We start from the raw sequence: 17,105 nt of genomic DNA, 5'->3' as shown, positions 1-17,105 counted from the left end.
AAAACTGGGGCCACGTTAAACTAACGGGCAGTTTTATAGCTAAGTTATACGATCAAATGAAAATAAGTTGGATGAGATGCGAGAGACAAAGAATCCGCTGCGTGTCTGAACATGAAAAAGATCGCCACACACCTGGCCAGGCTGGCGTAGGTTGTGCGGAGATCTTTATTTAGTCTTCACCAGATTAGTTTTCCATTGATTTATGAAACTTTCTAACTATTTCACAATTACAATCAAACCGTTTAGTTCCTCCCTTCGTTTCCTTTGATAGTACCGTTAAAAAACATGTGTGAAATGGAGGAAGAATCATGAAGAAGACCGTGTTCCTAGCAGTTCTACTGCTCTTTGTCTTTACGGCTACCGGAATGTCAGCCTATGCACAAATGGACGGTAAGCCTGCGTCCCAGGCGACACCAAATTCCAGCCAAAGTGATCAAGTCATCCGGGTGTACGGACCAGGTGGACCACTTGGACCGATCAAGGAAGCTGCTGAACATTTTTCAGCTAAAACGGGAATGAAGGTGGAAGTAACAGCCGGACCAGAGGGCAATTGGATCGGCCAAGCAAAGCAAGATGCAGATATTATTTTCGGTGGCTCCGAGTATATGCTGCAAGACTTCATCTTTAACCACCCCGAAATGATCGACACTAAATCACGTACGGAGCTTTACCCGCGTGCTGCAGGAATATTGGTGAGGAAAGGAAATCCTAAGAAGATTGAAAGCCTGGAGGATTTAACGAAAAAGGGAGTAAAAATAATCGATGTGAATGGGGCTGGCCAGCTTGGCCTGTGGGAAGACTTGGCAGGCAGAAAAGGGCTGATCGAAGGCATTTCTCAAAATATTAACCTTTCTGTAAAGTCGAGTGCCGAAGCCATTGAACGTTGGAAATCGAATTCCAGCCTGGACGCCTGGATTACCTATGAATCGTGGCATTATCGGCTCCAGGATGTGACTGACTTGGTCGAACTGCCCGAAGAAGAAAAGCTCTATCGTGGAACGCCGATCGCCCTGACGAAAATCACTGATCAGAAAAAAGAGGCACAGCAATTTATTGATTATTTAAGAACGGAAGAATCTCACCAAATCTTTCAAAAATGGGGCTGGAAGTAAGGACGAGTCTTACATCTAAAAAACTGGGGGGAACATACATGAAAAAAGCAGTTTTTACCCTTGCGATACTTTCGATTATTTTTGCTTTGGCTGCCTGCGGAAAAAGCACGGAGGTAAAAACAGAGACGGTTCAACCCGATCAAGCCCAAACGGAAGAAACTAAATCGGAACAAGCCCCGGCTGACAGCCTCCAGCTTTTGGAGAATGAGAAAGCTGGAAAGTACTTGGCGGATCCACAGGGAAGGGCCCTGTACTACTTTAAAAAGGACGAAGCAGGAAAAAGCAATTGTAGCGGAGATTGCCTGGCGAACTGGCCGGCCTTTACACAGGAGGATTTCGCTGTCCCGGAAGGTTTTGACAAAAAGGATTTCGATACGATCACGAGAGAAGACAACGGGAAGAAGCAGGTTACGTACAAAGGCTTTCCTCTCTATTATTTTGCAAAAGACCAACAAGCAGGGGATGTAAACGGACAAGGAGTAAAAGATGTATGGTTTGTCGTAAACAGCGAAACAGCATTTGAATAAGCCTGTCCAGGGAACGATCAGTCTCGGTCGTTCCCATCTTTACTTTTAAAATAGTGTTATGGCAATATATTTTTATCCAAGAGCAGGGAGTGCCACATGAAAGAAAATTACGATGCGGAATTAATGCGATTGGTAAACGAAAAAAATGGTCACGCATTAGAGGAACTCTATGATCGATATATAAAGCTTGTTTACGGCTTTGTTATGAAGTTTTGCAATGGGAATGAGGATAAGACAAAAGAGATTATTCAATTGGTCTTTTTAAGACTATGGACAACAAACAGCTATTACGATCCTGCTCAAGGCAGCTTTGTAAATTGGCTCCTCACGATTACCCGCAATATTTGTATTGACTACCTCCGCAAAGAGAAGAGGCATACGCAACACCATCAAGAGGAACTTGAAGAGATCGCCGACCCTGCTAATACAGTCGAGCAACGAGTAAATACGAATGATATTGCGATGGCGAAAAACAAATTGCCAAAGGCGCAAAGAAAATTAATCGATTTGCTTTATTGGAAAGGATATTCTCTTTCAGAGATCGCCAAGCTGGAACAAGAGCCGCTCGGAACGATTAAAAGCAGGCTTCACCAGGCTCTTAAAGGATTGAGGAAGCATCTGGAACTGGAGGATTTAAAATGAGAAGGGTTTGTGATCATTTAATTCCATATATAGCAAATGAGCTCAAGGAGAGCGAACACATGGCCTTTGCTGAACATTTAAAGAATTGTACGGAGTGTAAGAAAGAATATCAGGAATTATCCCAGGCCTGGCATGCTTTGCCGTTCGATTATACCGAAATCGAGGTGCCTGAATCGCTAAAAGGCGAGGTGCTGGGGTTTGTTTTTGAGCACAAAAGGAAAAGCGGTACGGAAACATTCATGACTAAGATGAGCAAGCTCGCTATGATGCTCAAAAGCCAGTTCACTCCAGTTTCAACCGGTATCGTGTTCGTCTTGTTGCTCGCATTTATTGGTCTTGGAATAGCGAATGTACAGGTAAAAAATCGCCATGCCGAAAATATACCCATTGAAATTTTAACGGCGATTCCCTTAAAAGCAGCCAATCAAAGCCACCCGGGAACAAACGGCATCGCCTATATTGTCCAGCAGGGATCAAAGAAAAATTTGGTGGTGCAGGTTCACGAATTGCCCGGCGTCGAAGGTTCACAGGTTTACCAGGTTTGGCTGCTGAAAAACAGCACGAGAGAAAATGGTGGCATATTCAAGCCGGACGAAAACGGATCCGGAATACTGACCTACCAGCTCGCCGAAGGGCAGACTTTTGATCAAATCGGCATCACTGTCGAACCAGACGCCAACAGCAGGCAACCAAGGGGACAAAAAATAGCCGGTTCATAGATGGTAACAGAAAAGGACAGGTACATTTTTCGTGAAAATTCCTATTTGTATTCGAAACGGTAGAATCGATTTTGATCGATCTTTTTTCAAAATGGATTCTTTGAATTTGCCACAATGAGAGGGCTTCAGCTGGATTCCACCATGACTCGTGAGTTGATCGAAAAGGAAACACCCTTTAAGTACCTCAAATTAGAATGAACGGAAGTAGTAGGAACGATGAGGCAGACTCCTCAGAAAAAAATAAGGAGGACATCTTCCTATTCTTTTTTAAGAGAAAAGGCCTCACCTGAGAGAGAAGAGCTCCCAGGTAAGGCCTTTTCGTCCGTCAAATTAAACGCATAGACATTGGCGTTTAGTGGCGTTCTCGTGGCGGTTTTGCATGAAAAGGCTGTTTGCACGCGTGAGTCCTGCCCCAACGAGTGAAGAAAGATAATTAAGCGAGCTTAGCGCGATAGTCATCTATGATTCGATGCTCCATTTTTTTCTGTAGGTGGTCGGTAGTACTGGATTCATTGTTAGTGAGACTGAAAACAATGAGTTTTCTCCGTAATGGAAGGCGGGGCCTGTAGGGTTTGTTATAAAGGAAGTCATAACTATATATCCGCAAAATTTGGCGTGCTACTATAGATAGAAATAGTCAGGATGAGGGGGAAACCAGTAATGACAGAATATAATCAGCGTGTTTTCGATGCATTGCCGCCCAAAGGGAGTAGCAGAGAGAAGGCTATCTCGGAGCTCGGAGCTAACGAGGCACCTGAGCTATTGCATCTGGCAAGTACAGAACGCGGGAAGAGTAAGCTTGCTGCCCAGAGGGCACTGGCTAAGATTGATTATGAACCGGCTGCAGCTTATTGGAAAAAGCTTTTAAAGACGCCTCAAAAATGCGAAAAAATAGTAAACCAAACATTCTCGAATACCGTGTCGGATCAGCTTGCTGATCGATTACTAGCTTTTTTGCAGACGTTTCTGGAGAAGAAGCCTGGCAGCAAGATCAGCTGGGAAGAGCATGATGCACTGCTTGCATTTCTTGGCATGATGCCGGGCAAAGCAAGTGAGAAGATGTGCGAAGTGTATGAGTTTGCAGCAGAGCATATCCAGAAGATTTCATCATTTAAGCGCGACAGCGAGGTGCTAAAGTTAACCTACAGAGATACTTCTATCTTTCATATAAGTGATACTTTGGAAGGGGTGACTTTAGAGCAAGCCTTTCCTATGATTTTGGTTGGCTCTGTTTTAATGGATGGAGATAGTAGGCTGCAAGCGCTGGCTTGCAAGCTATATGAACAATATGGGGGAGCCTGGCTGTCTCCTGTTTTCGCTTCTGCGCTTCTAACCAAGCCTGCTGGCGATGTTTTCGAGGAGTTTTCACCTTATTACAAAGATCCGGTAGCGCAGCGTTTTATTTTGAACGTGCTAGGTACGGTGAAGTTTGATACTAAGCAAAATCGGCATACGTTTATGTTTGGCTGGGGTCATATGCTTAGGGATGATACATATTTTTCACTTACACCGCTGCTGTTTGAGGATTTGGATGTGCGCTGGATAGAACTTTTGGCAACTGATCCGGAGGAGAAAAAGCTAAGCGGTCTTATTAAAACGAGCTATTATGTAGGAAAAGTAACTGGAGAATTTGATGACGTGCTGGGTGATCTGCTTCCGCTAAATAATGAAATTTGCTGCCAAAAGGTGCAATCGTATTTTCTGAAAAGAGCAATTCTGGATGATGGAATTGGCGCGACATATGTTGGTATTTTGTATCGGATAGGTTATGAGGACGTTGAATCGATTCTTATGAAAAAATGGTCCCAAGAGGAAAATGCAACCTCTATTTGGAATGTGTCCAGTGATTTGCAGTCCTTTACCCATTGGCCAGCCCAGAAGAGAGCAGTTCTTTTTGAACAGGTTGGACAATTGGTTCAGGAGAAGAAATTAAAAATAAGTTATTGGAAGCCGGACACGGCGGAGGAGCTGAAGAACAAGCTGCTCAAGTAGCAATAGAAGGTGCGGAACGGGGGCATCAACTTCAGATAAATTTGCATACTCAGTGAAAATAATGCTATTAAAAATGGATTTGGGATATATAATGATTTCTAACTTTGATAAACCACGGAAAGGAGTAATGTAAATTGGTGAGCTTTGGTACTTTTATTGCCTTTGTATTTGTTTCGCTTGGTATGGTTTGTTCTCCTGGCCCTAACATGATTTACCTTATTTCGCGTACGATTTCGCAAGGTCGCACAGCTGGAGTCATCTCGCTTCTTGGTGTTATTCTTGGATTCGTGATTTACATGATCGCAACCATGTTCGGGCTCTCGGCTCTTTTCATAACGGTTCCGTTCGTTTATGAATCAGTCAAGTGGGCCGGGGCTATCTACCTGCTCTGGCTAGCTTGGAACGCGATCAAACCAGGTGCTGCTTCCATTCTAAAGCCTGATACTCTCTCTATTGAACCGCCGAAAAAGTTATTTTTGATGGGATTGATAACAAATCTACTGAACCCCAAAATTGCTATTTTGTATGTTTCACTCTTACCTCAATTTGTAGATCCTGCGCGGGGATCGATACTCCTGCAAGGTGCTATTTTGGGTCTAACACAAATTGCTGTCAGCTTTACCATTAACCTGCTTATTGTTCTTTTAGCGAGCAGAGTTGCTGAGTGGTTTGGTACACGCCCAACGTGGCTACGGGTGCAGCGTTGGCTAATGGCAAGTGTCTTGACAGGTCTTGCTGCGAGTCTTGCTTTTGATCGCAGATAGTCATACATGTACTTTGTCGGCCGAGAACTAATGTTATCTCAATCGGTGTAAAGAGATATCCCCCTCTAAATGGGCTAATTAGGGGGATATGCCTATTACAGTCATGGGGGACTTCCGTATCTCATTTTTCTTACAGGAATTGTTCTCTTAGGATAGTCAAATTAAAAGGTGGTACCAATGCTGAAATCAAAAAAACTAATCTATGCCATAGCTTTTCTTTCTTCATTTTTTGCGTTTCAGGAAATGAATAGTGATCCGGTCAAAGATGACTTAGCAAGATACATAAATAGTGAAATGTCAAAAGTGGCCTTTCTTGAAAATCGAGCAGTTGATGAGTATAGCTCAATATTAGGTGCAAAGATAAAAGATGATGCCGTTATTTTTAAGAAGCTAACGAACAATGTCATTCCTGTCTATGCACAGTTTCTATCAGAGATCAAAAAAATAAAACCTGCAACTAAAGAGGTTCAAATCATTCACGAACAGTATATAAAAGCAGCAGAAATACAACGTGATGGTTTATTGTTACTTGCATCATCGATCGAGAAACAAAATTTATCCGAGCTCGCAAAAGCTAATGAACAAATTTCGACTGGTAAACAGCAAATGGAGGAAATCCTAACCGATTTAAACAATCTTGCTAACTCCCATCGGCTTGCAATTAAGATCCCTAAATAACTTTTTTCATGCTCCATCGTTATTCGTAAGGAAAAGTTTCTTATAACCAATTGATTTGGTTTTCAAAATATTGACGAGAAGGTCCCCTTTTATTAAAAAAGGGGACTTTTACAATAAAAAGGAAATTTTACAAACAAACAAAATATTTACAAACACCGTATTGTCAAATTTTGGAAATTGTAATAGCATATAGTTGTATGAAACATTAGCTAATAGGAGGGATTTAAAATGAAAGGTGTAGTCAAGTTAATAAGCGCTTTAACAACGTTCGTGTTGGCATTCATTGCATTAGGGACAGGTCCAGTATCCGCGAATGGGACAAGCCCAGGTTCACCAGTAGCATATTTGTGCGAAGATGCAGACTATCAAGGTTACTGCTTAGGTCTATACGCGGGCAGTAGAATTAATAAACTTGATGATAAATTCTTCAATGACAAAGCTTCCTCGATCAAGATTTTAGATCATCGATACAACGTGACTGTTTTCGAACACTTAAATTGGACTGGAAGTAGCACTACTTATTTGTTCAGTGATCGTGACATGAGTGACGAAAAGATTGGGAACGATGAAGCTTCTTCTCTTTATGTTTCTGAACAGCAAGAAGACCTTAATGGCGTTTACTTGTACGATCACTACGGAATGAGCGGTGATTGGATCAAGGTAACATCAAGCGCGAGCACTATCCCACTTAATGACAAGATTTCATCCATTCGTATCGTCGGACCATATGATATAACGATATTCGAACATGCAAACTTTACTGGAAGAAGTTTGAGTTTTAGTGGTAATGCTTATCCAGAGGGCATCACGATTCCCGATTTGGTTCCTCACGGATTTAACGACACTACATCAAGCATATTAATCACAAGGCGCTAATAAATTCAGTTCTTCATGTATTTGCACTCCATTTTTTTTCATTGTCAACTAATAAAACAACAGGTACACCAATAATCAGCTATTGGCTTTTCATCCATCGTTAGCCTACGAGAAAATAAATAAAACCATCCAATAGTAAAAAGTGACCATTCATTTGGTCACTTTTTATGTTACAACCTTTAGGTTTTGTTGTTCGAGTATCCTATCTAGGTTATCTAAAGTTCGCTGATGAGTTCGATTTTCGCCGCTCCAGACCATCCACTCACGAAACTAACTGTACTGCAACTGGAAGATTTTCACGGACAAGTGTTCCTGACGAATGAAAAGGGTTGTCCCTATCGAACCATGTTTGACCGGCAATTTGAGAAAAAGGGCATTGATAGTATTACGTATTTAGAATTTCAAAATGCCGAAGCCATTAAACAATGTGCAATTGCGGGAATCGGTATTGCCTTTCTTCCTGAAATGACAACGAAAGCGGAAGTTGAACGGGGTGAACTTGTTGCTCTTCCATGGCAAATTCCGGACTTGCACGTGTATACACAGATGTTATGGCATAAAGACAAGTGGCTTTCACCAATCATATTATCTTTCATAGAAGCAGCAAGGGAGGTTATAGCTAAAGAGGAGGAGAATATATCTGTTTAGCCTTTGTACGTGAAGCCTTTATCCCAATTGAGCCCTTTCGTTTCAATCCGCTTGAAGGCACGCTGTATATGGAGAAAACGCTCATAAAAACATTTGCAAAAGGGCCTCCCAACAATACGAACCTAACAACATTAGGTCGAGGGGAGGCTTTTTTCTGTTCTTTACACTCACCTTTATGTAAGTAACTGAACAAAATGTGCATACTTACAAAATTGTAGCAAGCATTTTATACTCATAAAACAACAAACTTCAAGGAGGACCCTACATTGAAAACTCTTGTAATCGTTACACATCCAAGCATCGAAACATCCATCATCAATAAGCGATGGGTAGAAGAACTCAAAAAATATCCAGAAAAGTATACCGTACACGAATTGCATAAGGTTTATCCAGATGGAAACATTGATGTGGAAAAAGAACAGCAATTGATTGAATCGCATGGGAATCTTGTTTTACAGTTCCCGGTTTACTGGTTTAATTGTCCACCTCTCCTGAAAAAATGGCTTGACGATGTTTTCGCATATGGGTGGGCGTACGGTTCAAAAGGAGGCGATAAACTAAAGAATCGAAAAGCTGCATTAGCCGTGTCTGCCGGAATTAGGAAAGAAGATTATCAGGAAGAGGGAAGATATCGGTATACACTTGAGCAAATATTGACCCCTTTTGAAACAACCTTCCGCTACTGCCGCGCGGATTATCGTTCATTCTTTGCGTATTATGGTGCAGAGACTGAGTCAGGGGAAAATGTACCTGGTCAAGAATATGAGCCGATTGATAGCGTGTTGGAAAAGAACGCGCAAGATTATGTGAAATTCGTTGATAGCCTGTAAGAAGCCCCATGAAAAAAGAAGTATTTCCTCATTTGGGAGATACTTCTTTTCCTGTTAATAACAATCATTATGCCTGCTGCTTTACAGCCTTCTGAGAGGGTAAGCTGTTTGTCTCTCCCCAGTCGCACATCATATTTAACAACGGTATGAGAGATAGACCACGCTCTGAAAGGGAATATTCCACTTTGGGAGGGACTTGGGGGAATTCCTTGCGGATGATCAAGTCATCTGCCTCCAGCTCTTTTAACATCAAGCTCAGCGTTTTAAAGGAAATGGTACCGATACTTCGCTTCAGCTCATTATGCCGCATCACCTTTTTTTCAGCTAGCCAATACAAAATGATCATTTTATATTTCCCGCCTATTAAAGACAACGTATAACCAAAGCCAGTATCTTTCAGCTCCACGCCAGTCGGAACACAGGTTTCACGCACAAGTACACTCTCCTTTGGGAAGTATAGGTAATGAATGCACATACTTCACCATACAACATTATGCAACTTTTTTGAATGTGATGTAAAGGAAGAAAACAGTGAGCCTTTCTTAGTTGACACCTATGAACGCGTAACGTGTGCTGCTTCCCTTAATTCGAAACGTAAAAAAACGAAAAGGCCTGAAAACGATGCGCACGATGTATAGGCTTTGGTACTTCTTTATTAGCTTTTATACTTGCAGTTGACTTTGCCCTTAGGGGAAGGGGTATAAGTAGAATATCGATACGGAATAGTGGAGGTGAGCCTGTGCTATCAATCGGAGAATTCTCAAAGATATGCGGAGTGTCTACCAAAACGCTTCGTTATTATGCCGAAATAGGACTGATGAACCCAGACGAGATTAATCCTGAAAATGGCTATCGGTATTATTCTATCAAGCAACTGAAAAAGATGCTCTTCATCAACCGTTTGAAATCGTATCATTTTTCGCTGGACGAAATAAAAGCCATTTTGGAATGGGAAGAAGATCAGGCGGAGGAGAAGCTTGTTTCTGCGCTTCTTCGCAAGCAAAGGGAGATGTATGAAAAACGAACCGCTTTGGAATATACCATAAAACAACTGAACCATGATCTATCCAAAATGGAGCAGGGTATCCCCATGATGTCATACCTTGACAACATAGAAGTACAGCTTGTGGAAACACAGCCAATCCATATTCTTTCTATACGTCAGATGATGACGAGTGATGATTATGCAACAGGATATGGTAAGTATTTTAGTATGCTGTATGAAAGGATTGCGACTGAAAAGCTCACCTTGCTCGGTACGCCGATGACGATTTATCATAGCCCTGAATTCAATCCTGCCGGAAACGATACCGAGTTTGCCCTCCCCATCGCAGAGGCTGTACAGGGAACAAGAGATCTACCTGGGGGACTTTGTGCAAAGTCTATATGTAAGGGTCCTTACTCAGAATTGACAGCGGTATATGCGAGGCAGAGGGAGTGGGTAGAAAATGAAGGTTATGAATTGGTGAGATCACCTTACGAAGTCTATGTAACTGCACCTAATCATGCCAGCGTTCCTGAGGAGCTTGTTACGGAGGTGTACTTTCCAGTCAGAAAAAAATGACATTCTCGTGTAGAGGAGGGAATTATCATGCAAAGAAGCAATTGGCCCACGACGGAATGGCAAGCAGTAGACCCGGCACTCTTGAACATAGACGCTGAAAAACTAGCAGAGCTAGACCCTACCATAAAATCCGCGTACAGCAACATAAGCGGGATCATTATTGTGAGAAATGGTTATATCGCCCACGAAAGCTACTATCATGGCTATGGACTGAATGATAGGCACCATGTAGCGTCTGTAACGAAAAGTATTTTATCTGCTCTCATTGGTATTGCCATAGAGGAACGGTTTATCAAAAATGTCGACCAAAAGGTGCTGGAATTTTTCCCAGACTATGCACCCGACCATACTGATACACAAAAACAAGAAATCACCATACGCCATCTCCTCACGATGACAGCACCCTATCCTTTTGAGGACTGGCACGAACCACTGGACCAAATGTGTAAGCAGTCCGATTGGGTAACATATACTCTTGATATGCTCGGGCAAAAGGGAGAGATTGGAGCGTTTAAGTATTCAACCGCTGGGGCGCATCTGCTTTCATCCATCCTCACACGCAGCACAGGCAAAAGTGCCCGAGAATTCGCCAACGAACGCTTGTTTACTCCCATCGGCATGGAAGAAATCCCTGATTATGAAATGAAGGCGTTTGCGTTTGAAGATTTATTCGGGAAAGAGGTGAGAGGATGGGTGAAGGATCCAAACAATAACTCCACAGGAGGGTGGGGTCTCACGTTAACTCCCCGTGACATGGCACGAATTGGTTTGCTCTATCTGAATCGTGGCTGTTGGGACAATCATCAGATCATTCCAGAGGTTTGGATAGATGAATCAACCGCGATGAATCCCAATCAATACGGGTACCTATGGTGGTTGCGTGAAGAGGACGGTGTTTTTACATACGCTGCTCTGGGCGATGGCGGTCATGTTATCTGTTGCATCCCAGAAAAAAACCTCGTCGTAGCCATTGCATCGGAATTCATGCCGAATCCTCGTGATCGATGGACACTAATCAAGGAGCATATAATCGGGGCGGTAATCTAAGGTATCGAGCAGGAATGGAAACAAGGAACCGGGGAGTTGCGGCTCACCCGGTTTAATTGTTAAACGCTCGTTTAACTACACTTTACTTGGAAGCGTAATTTTCGGCAGCAATGCAAATGTAGTAGCTTAATCCCGTTTGCTGTTCTTCCAACATAGCGCGGTGGAACTCATCTGATAGGAAAAACCTTGACTGCTCGGCAAAAGCGCTCGCATCAATCGGATGGTCTTTTTGTAAAAAAGCAAGGTGGTTTTTGATCGCAGAAACAACTGTCTCATCGTCGATACTTTTGTTGTTTTTCAACGCCTCTGCCATTGTTGTCATGAAAGCAGACGCTTCGGCAGCTTTTTCATTCATGGAAGCCACGTCCAGATTCTCTGTATCCAATTGAAAATCGTACGCTTCCTGCAAATGCTCATTTTGTTGAGTGAATGCCTGCTTCCATTCTTCTTCGTTTAATCCATCAAACATTTTCTCCGTGGACATATTTCCTCTCTTCCTTTCGTGTCGAATCGTTTGTTCCAAAGTAAGTAAGATGTGCTCCAATCGAAGCTGGCGTGCCTGTAACATTGCTTGCTGCTCACTTAAACAACGAAGTCTGTCTGGTTCGTGATCAAGGGCAGCCTTAATGCTGTCCAACGAAAAATCAAGCTCACGATAAAACAAGATTTGTTGTAACCGCTTGAGTTCATTCTCACCATAATATCTGTAACCATTTTCTGTAATGACTTCGGGCATCAGCAAACCAATCTTTTGATAATGGTACAGTGTCTTGATTGTGGTACCAGACAGTTTGGCTACCTCGTTCACGGTATACAACATGGCGATTCACCTCCTGAAATTGAGTGTGCAGTCTGACCTTAGGTTGGAGTCAAGCGAAAAAAAAGAAAAGAGGAGTAAGGCGGAAATCAAACGAATGTAAGCATATGAACCATATATTGGATGGGGGATTCGCATGACGAAGTTATTTCAGTTGGATTCTGAAGATGACATCGATAAGGTAGTGGACCAGTTGCAGCAAATCGCACGAAAGGCGATGCACGAATACGACTTGGATGGGGAGCAGATTCGTTTCAACCAACTGTCCGACACTGGCACGTTTGTGATTGAAACAAAGAAGGATGGTACCTATTTACTCCGCATTCACGGAAACAAGAACAGAAATGAAATTGATTCCGAGCTTGCCTGGCTCAGCTCTTTGCATGAAAAAATAGAGGTAGCGATTCCAACGGGAATAGAGTGCCGCAATGGTGCCAAGACAGTGAGCATCGATCTTGCGAATGGTGACTGTGTCTTCGTATCCGTCATGCGTTGGGTCGAAGGGGAGCATGCAGATGAAGAACTTACGGAAGACCAAGTTTACAAAGAGGGCGTCCTGTTAGCAAAGCTTCATACAGTATCCCAGGATTTCCAATTGACCCCTGAATTTGTGCGTCCGATCTGGGGAGAAGATAGCTTCAAGGAATCCATGGCTCGTTTGACGGAGCATTACCAACGGTTTCTGACAGACGAAGAGTTCGGGCTATATGAATTGGCGGCGGATAAAATACTCATCTGTCTTGCCAAATTGGACAAGAATAGCAGCAACTATGGAATCATTCACGGCGATCTGCACCAAGGAAACATCGTTTTTCATAACGGAGATCCTCGTCCGATTGATTTTGGAAGATGTGGGTTTGGTTACTATCTGTATGATATCGCCCATACCATTTTGGGTTTATATCCTGCACAAAGAGAGCTAGTCATAAAAGGCTACGAGAGTTCGCGGAAACTAGAAGGGGACTGGCTCCCCACACTAGAGAGCTTCGCGGTCATGGTCATGATTGAAAATTATAGTCATCATGCTCCTGACCCCAGGGAAACCGAGGGGCTAAAAGAAGAACAGCCCTATGCAATACCTATGATCAAAAACTACTTGAACGACAAGCCATTTCTTTTTTATTCAAAGGCAGAGAAGTAGAGGAAAAATGGTTGAGCTCAGCAAAAAGCCGCCGATAAAACGGCGGCCGTTTCCATTATATTACTGATTCAGCAAGAATACGAGCGATCTGCTCGCTGTCCTGTTCTCTGTACACATAATCATGATAATGCGGGTGGTGAATGCATACCCAGCCATGTTCGATAGCCTTTTTGTAGTAATGCTTTGCACGGTCCTCTTCACCACTCAGATAGAACAAGCAAGCAGCATTCCAATACAAGGCCGGATCGCCATTCCAATCCCAGCCTTTATCAAGTGCTTGGGCATAACTCCATGCTGCGCGGGCGTAGTCTTTTTGCACGCCATATTCCAGATCGCCACGCATATAGTGGTTGCCGTTGACAAGGAAATTGTTTAAAGGAAGGTTCCATCCGAACAGAACCGGGAAATCCGCGAGCAGCTCGAAACCGACAGATAAGGCTGTTCGCTGCGAACCTATATTATTTGACCAGCACTGCCATCCCACTCTTTTGATTCCGCGCTGCTTGGCGAGTGAGAGAGTACCCAATGCTGTCTTCTGAGCCCATCCGTTACCCCGATAGTCTTCATCGGTTTCTATTCCCAATTCACATTCGTCCTCTACTACCCAATCCGTCATGCACCAACTAATAATGGTAGGCCCCTCATCGGTATCTTGAATCGCCGCACAACCGAAGCCTTTGTTTTCATAGGCTTCTATGGATGGCCAGTTCTCTGCTATTTCATCGATAACATCCTCAAGACCTACTAATTCTTTACGCTTCAAAAAGGTGCTGTCTATCGGGACAATATGATCGTCAGCAGGAGGGGACAGATCTTGTAAATGGTGAGTAAAGATCATTCGCCCGCTTCTCATAGGTAATATATTTTTCATCACGATATCGAGAATATCATTCCACTTCTCATTCGTAGGATAAAACAGGACGTAGTCAAGCTGTTCATCAGCAGCAAGCTGCGGTAATAGCTCCTCTTTGAGCAATGCGTTCACTTCTTCAAAGAAGAGAGGATTATCAACACTGCCACCTAGAAAAAAACCTTGGGGGCTTGTCAATAAGACTGATCTTGCATCATTTGACAGGAATACTCTACCGGGAATAACACCTGCAATAACCCCTTTGATAGATACATGATGCTTCAACGCTTCAAACAGATTGGTCGCGCTATGGAAGCAATCCGCTGTGAGTTCCGTTCCTTGAACCATCTTTTGAGCAAACATTTCGTTCATTTCCTCCCATAGCATATGAGAGAAGAGATGAAATTATCGTCTGGAACCTCTCATATGCTTTTTGATTTGTTTTTGCGAATCCAAAACATCATCACTCCTTTACCTGTAGTAGGGCGCGAATCTCTGGGGTGTTTGGTGCCTGATGCCCCCATGTTCATTATGGATGTTTATCCAAATATTACAAGTTGAAAATACACATCTGTTTTTTTCATGATTTACATGAAGAAGAAATTTACATAACTTAATTATGGTAAACAAAATATCAAACAAAAGACTTTGCATACAAAAAAGGCAGCAGTAGTCTAGGACTTTTTCACGTCCAAAGCTACTCCTGCCTTTTTCGAATTATTCTTCCTGGCGCAAATGACAAGCCAGCTGTAATTTCAACAAGTCTTCCGGATTTCGCAAATCGATATGAAGAAGCTCCTCGACTTTGCGCAATCGCTGATACAACGTATTGACGTGAATGTGCAGCTCTTTGGCGGTGAGTTGAGGGGATTGACTGCATTTCATATAGGTCATGATCGTCTGTTCCCATTCTTGATATTTTTCCGGGTCTTGCCAGAAAGGGGCAAAGACATCTTGAATGAATGCATCAATATCGGCCTGACTCTGGTTCAGCATGAGGCGATTGACACCCAGGTCTTTATAGTGCACCACACCATAACGGCTGCGGTTGGTCAAATAGTGTGCGGCCTTCTTAGCTTCTTCATAGCTTTTGTTGATTTGCTCAATCCCGCTTGCCATACTTCCCACGCCAATGGATAAAAATGCTTCCTTGCCAAGTTCCCACTCATAAGACGCCTGCTGCAGCCTCTCTCGGATGTCCTTGCCATCTCGGGAGCCGAGAGACCGGATGAGAAGCGTGACATGGTTATGGAATCCGTAGACAAACATCTGTGTTTTACTGAACTCCCATTTCCAACGGGTAATGAGCCGGTGAATGTTTGCTTCTAGCAAAGCCAGATCGTGGCATTGCGTCAGATGGGCATATACTACGTAGTATTTTGCTTGCGGCTGTAACCCCATCGAACGGGCGCGGTCAAACAATTCATTGCCTTTGCTTGCGATTAGCTCTTGAAAAAGATCGTGTGCTCGCTTGTACAGCACGGAGCTGATCGATTGTTTTTTCACCAAATCGAGTATGAGCACAGCACTCCCTTGCTCGACCGTCATACGTGCGAGATCAGATAGCCCGCGTTCGTCTAAGGGAAGCATGAGACATCCGAGAAAGATGCTTCCATTGATTAGTGGATACAAACAGAACAATTGATCGTCACCAGCAGCGGGAGAGAACAGGTTGACGGAAACAGGCTGTCTTCTTTTGTTCAGCAATGTATACAGTTCATCCCAGCTAAAAAATAAAACACTCTTTTCAGGATACATTTTCTGCTCAAGCCAATCGGCAAAAAAGATGGAATGACCTGTCATTTTGCTGAGGGTTTTTACGATAGTTTCCGCCCCTTTATTTTGCAGGGACAACTGCTTGATGGATTCATGGAGATGGTTGCGTTGTATCAAATCATCGTGCTTGGCTTGCAGTTGGGCGCTAATGGCAGCCATATGTTCATATGCTTGTTTGACTTCAGCATAAAGCTCGGCATTTTGCAGGGCGATAGAAGTTTGGTCTGCGAAGCCTTGGAGGAGGTCGAGGTCATACTCGGTAAACACATTTTCTTGATGAAACTGATGCAGGATTAGCACGCCGATACGCTTTTCTTCACGTGATATTGGTACGCACAGCAACCCATTCAAGTCTCGCAATGTTTTTGCGTGGTTCAGGGAATGAAAGTTGTCAGCGGAGATGTCCTTCATCGCGTGGGAAGTTTCTTGGGTGGTTTTGTACATGCGTGGGATTCCGTCTTCAAACACTTTGCCCGCGATGGATTCGCCAACTCGCATTTTGAGATCCTTGAACACCGTATCATGAAAACCGACGGTCGCTTTCGGAATCAATCGGTCGATAGTGGGATCATACAAGTGCAAGAGACCTGCGTCTGCAGCCGGGATAACAGCCAGAGCGTTACCAATGATGCCACGGATGATTTGGTGAACGTCGAGGGTAGCAGATATCGAGCGAATCCCTTCAAAGAGCTTCTTGCTTTCCTCCGCTTTGGCAGTCATTTTTTCTTCAGCCAACAACAGGCGAATCCCGAACCACAGCAGTTCCCATTGGTCAGTGGTAAGGATGATCGGTTGGTTTGCTTTATGTGCAAGGCAAATAACAGCTTGTCCTTCCTTTTCGTAGAAAAAACGGTACATCTGTTGGGCATATGTATAGCGCATGTGGTTAGCATCGTTGTCACAGCGAGGTACTGTCATAGGGGGAATATCCGTGGTAGCGTTTTCATGAAAAGAAGAGAAAATAAGCCGAAAATGTCGATCACGCGAAAATTGGTACCAGATCGAAAAAGGCTGTTCGTCAAACCATTCGTGCAGCTTTTCAAGCAGGAGCGAAAATGAATTCATCCACGTGTCCTCCATGTAGAGAAATACACATTACTAGTTGGAAATAAGTGTCTGTAT

At 43.3% G+C, this 17,105-nt stretch carries 16 protein-coding genes and 1 pseudogene; 13 read left to right on the top strand and 4 right to left on the bottom strand.

Annotated features, from left to right (window positions below; genetic code table 11):
* The first annotated feature begins 308 nt into the window (after window positions 1–308).
* From ACFVS2_RS05300 to ACFVS2_RS05255, 10 genes and pseudogenes are all read left to right on the top strand, one after another.
* Entirely contained in the window at window positions 309–1,112 is an 804-nt protein-coding gene (locus ACFVS2_RS05300) for a substrate-binding domain-containing protein (RefSeq protein ID WP_390231841.1), read from the top strand.
* 38 nt (window positions 1,113–1,150) lie between these two features.
* Complete coding sequence (locus ACFVS2_RS05295) at window positions 1,151–1,639, top strand: hypothetical protein (RefSeq protein WP_390231838.1); 489 nt, start codon at window positions 1,151–1,153, stop codon at window positions 1,637–1,639.
* Window positions 1,640–1,735: 96 nt separating this feature from the next.
* Window positions 1,736–2,281 (top strand): RNA polymerase sigma factor, encoded by a 546-nt coding sequence (locus tag ACFVS2_RS05290; RefSeq protein ID WP_390231835.1) that lies wholly within the window; start codon window positions 1,736–1,738, stop codon window positions 2,279–2,281.
* Between the two features lie 59 nt (window positions 2,282–2,340).
* On the top strand, window positions 2,341–3,000 hold the full coding sequence (locus tag ACFVS2_RS05285; RefSeq protein WP_483862250.1) for an anti-sigma factor: 660 nt from the start codon (window positions 2,341–2,343) through the stop codon (window positions 2,998–3,000).
* 660 nt (window positions 3,001–3,660) lie between these two features.
* On the top strand, window positions 3,661–4,992 hold the full coding sequence (locus ACFVS2_RS05280) for a hypothetical protein (protein WP_390231829.1): 1,332 nt from the start codon (window positions 3,661–3,663) through the stop codon (window positions 4,990–4,992).
* A 134-nt stretch (window positions 4,993–5,126) separates the two neighbouring features.
* The gene (locus tag ACFVS2_RS05275; protein ID WP_173619424.1) at window positions 5,127–5,756 is read left to right on the top strand and encodes a LysE family translocator; all 630 of its coding nucleotides are present in this window, start codon (window positions 5,127–5,129) and stop codon (window positions 5,754–5,756) included.
* Between the two features lie 177 nt (window positions 5,757–5,933).
* Window positions 5,934–6,434 carry a hypothetical protein gene (locus ACFVS2_RS05270; protein WP_390231826.1) on the top strand — a complete coding sequence of 167 codons (501 nt, stop codon included), beginning with the start codon at window positions 5,934–5,936 and terminating at the stop codon, window positions 6,432–6,434.
* A 228-nt stretch (window positions 6,435–6,662) separates the two neighbouring features.
* Window positions 6,663–7,310 carry a beta/gamma crystallin family protein gene (locus ACFVS2_RS05265; RefSeq protein WP_390231824.1) on the top strand — a complete coding sequence of 216 codons (648 nt, stop codon included), beginning with the start codon at window positions 6,663–6,665 and terminating at the stop codon, window positions 7,308–7,310.
* A 237-nt stretch (window positions 7,311–7,547) separates the two neighbouring features.
* Window positions 7,548–7,958, top strand: a pseudogene (locus ACFVS2_RS05260) (substrate-binding domain-containing protein); the annotation flags it as partial.
* A gap of 266 nt (window positions 7,959–8,224) precedes the next feature.
* Complete coding sequence (locus tag ACFVS2_RS05255; RefSeq protein WP_390231821.1) at window positions 8,225–8,788, top strand: NAD(P)H-dependent oxidoreductase; 564 nt, start codon at window positions 8,225–8,227, stop codon at window positions 8,786–8,788.
* 67 nt (window positions 8,789–8,855) lie between these two features.
* Here ACFVS2_RS05255 and ACFVS2_RS05250 read toward each other — a convergent pair whose 3' ends face one another.
* The gene (locus tag ACFVS2_RS05250) at window positions 8,856–9,221 is read right to left on the bottom strand and encodes a winged helix-turn-helix transcriptional regulator (RefSeq protein ID WP_390231818.1); all 366 of its coding nucleotides are present in this window, start codon (window positions 9,219–9,221) and stop codon (window positions 8,856–8,858) included.
* 306 nt (window positions 9,222–9,527) lie between these two features.
* Between ACFVS2_RS05250 and ACFVS2_RS05245 the strand changes: the two genes are divergently transcribed.
* The gene (locus ACFVS2_RS05245) at window positions 9,528–10,352 is read left to right on the top strand and encodes a MerR family transcriptional regulator (protein ID WP_390231814.1); all 825 of its coding nucleotides are present in this window, start codon (window positions 9,528–9,530) and stop codon (window positions 10,350–10,352) included.
* Between the two features lie 27 nt (window positions 10,353–10,379).
* On the top strand, window positions 10,380–11,399 hold the full coding sequence (locus ACFVS2_RS05240) for a serine hydrolase domain-containing protein (RefSeq protein WP_390231811.1): 1,020 nt from the start codon (window positions 10,380–10,382) through the stop codon (window positions 11,397–11,399).
* Window positions 11,400–11,481: 82 nt separating this feature from the next.
* On the opposite strand, the gene ACFVS2_RS05235 is transcribed toward ACFVS2_RS05240, so the two are convergent.
* Window positions 11,482–12,219 carry a MerR family transcriptional regulator gene (locus tag ACFVS2_RS05235; RefSeq protein ID WP_390231808.1) on the bottom strand — a complete coding sequence of 246 codons (738 nt, stop codon included), beginning with the start codon at window positions 12,217–12,219 and terminating at the stop codon, window positions 11,482–11,484.
* A gap of 133 nt (window positions 12,220–12,352) precedes the next feature.
* On the opposite strand from ACFVS2_RS05235, the gene ACFVS2_RS05230 reads away from it, so the two are divergent.
* Complete coding sequence (locus ACFVS2_RS05230; RefSeq protein WP_390231806.1) at window positions 12,353–13,357, top strand: phosphotransferase enzyme family protein; 1,005 nt, start codon at window positions 12,353–12,355, stop codon at window positions 13,355–13,357.
* Between the two features lie 55 nt (window positions 13,358–13,412).
* Here ACFVS2_RS05230 and ACFVS2_RS05225 read toward each other — a convergent pair whose 3' ends face one another.
* The gene (locus ACFVS2_RS05225) at window positions 13,413–14,570 is read right to left on the bottom strand and encodes a GNAT family N-acetyltransferase (RefSeq protein WP_390231803.1); all 1,158 of its coding nucleotides are present in this window, start codon (window positions 14,568–14,570) and stop codon (window positions 13,413–13,415) included.
* A gap of 354 nt (window positions 14,571–14,924) precedes the next feature.
* Window positions 14,925–17,048, bottom strand: coding sequence for a helix-turn-helix domain-containing protein (locus tag ACFVS2_RS05220; protein WP_390231800.1), 2,124 nt, complete (start codon window positions 17,046–17,048; stop codon window positions 14,925–14,927).
* Window positions 17,049–17,105: the final 57 nt, after the last annotated feature.

Origin of the sequence: Brevibacillus sp. NPDC058079 (assembly GCF_042885155.1) — a bacterium.
GTDB lineage: Bacteria > Bacillota > Bacilli > Brevibacillales > Brevibacillaceae > Brevibacillus.
Note: the sequence above shows the minus strand (reverse complement) of the source record. Positions and strands in the feature narration are given on the sequence as shown.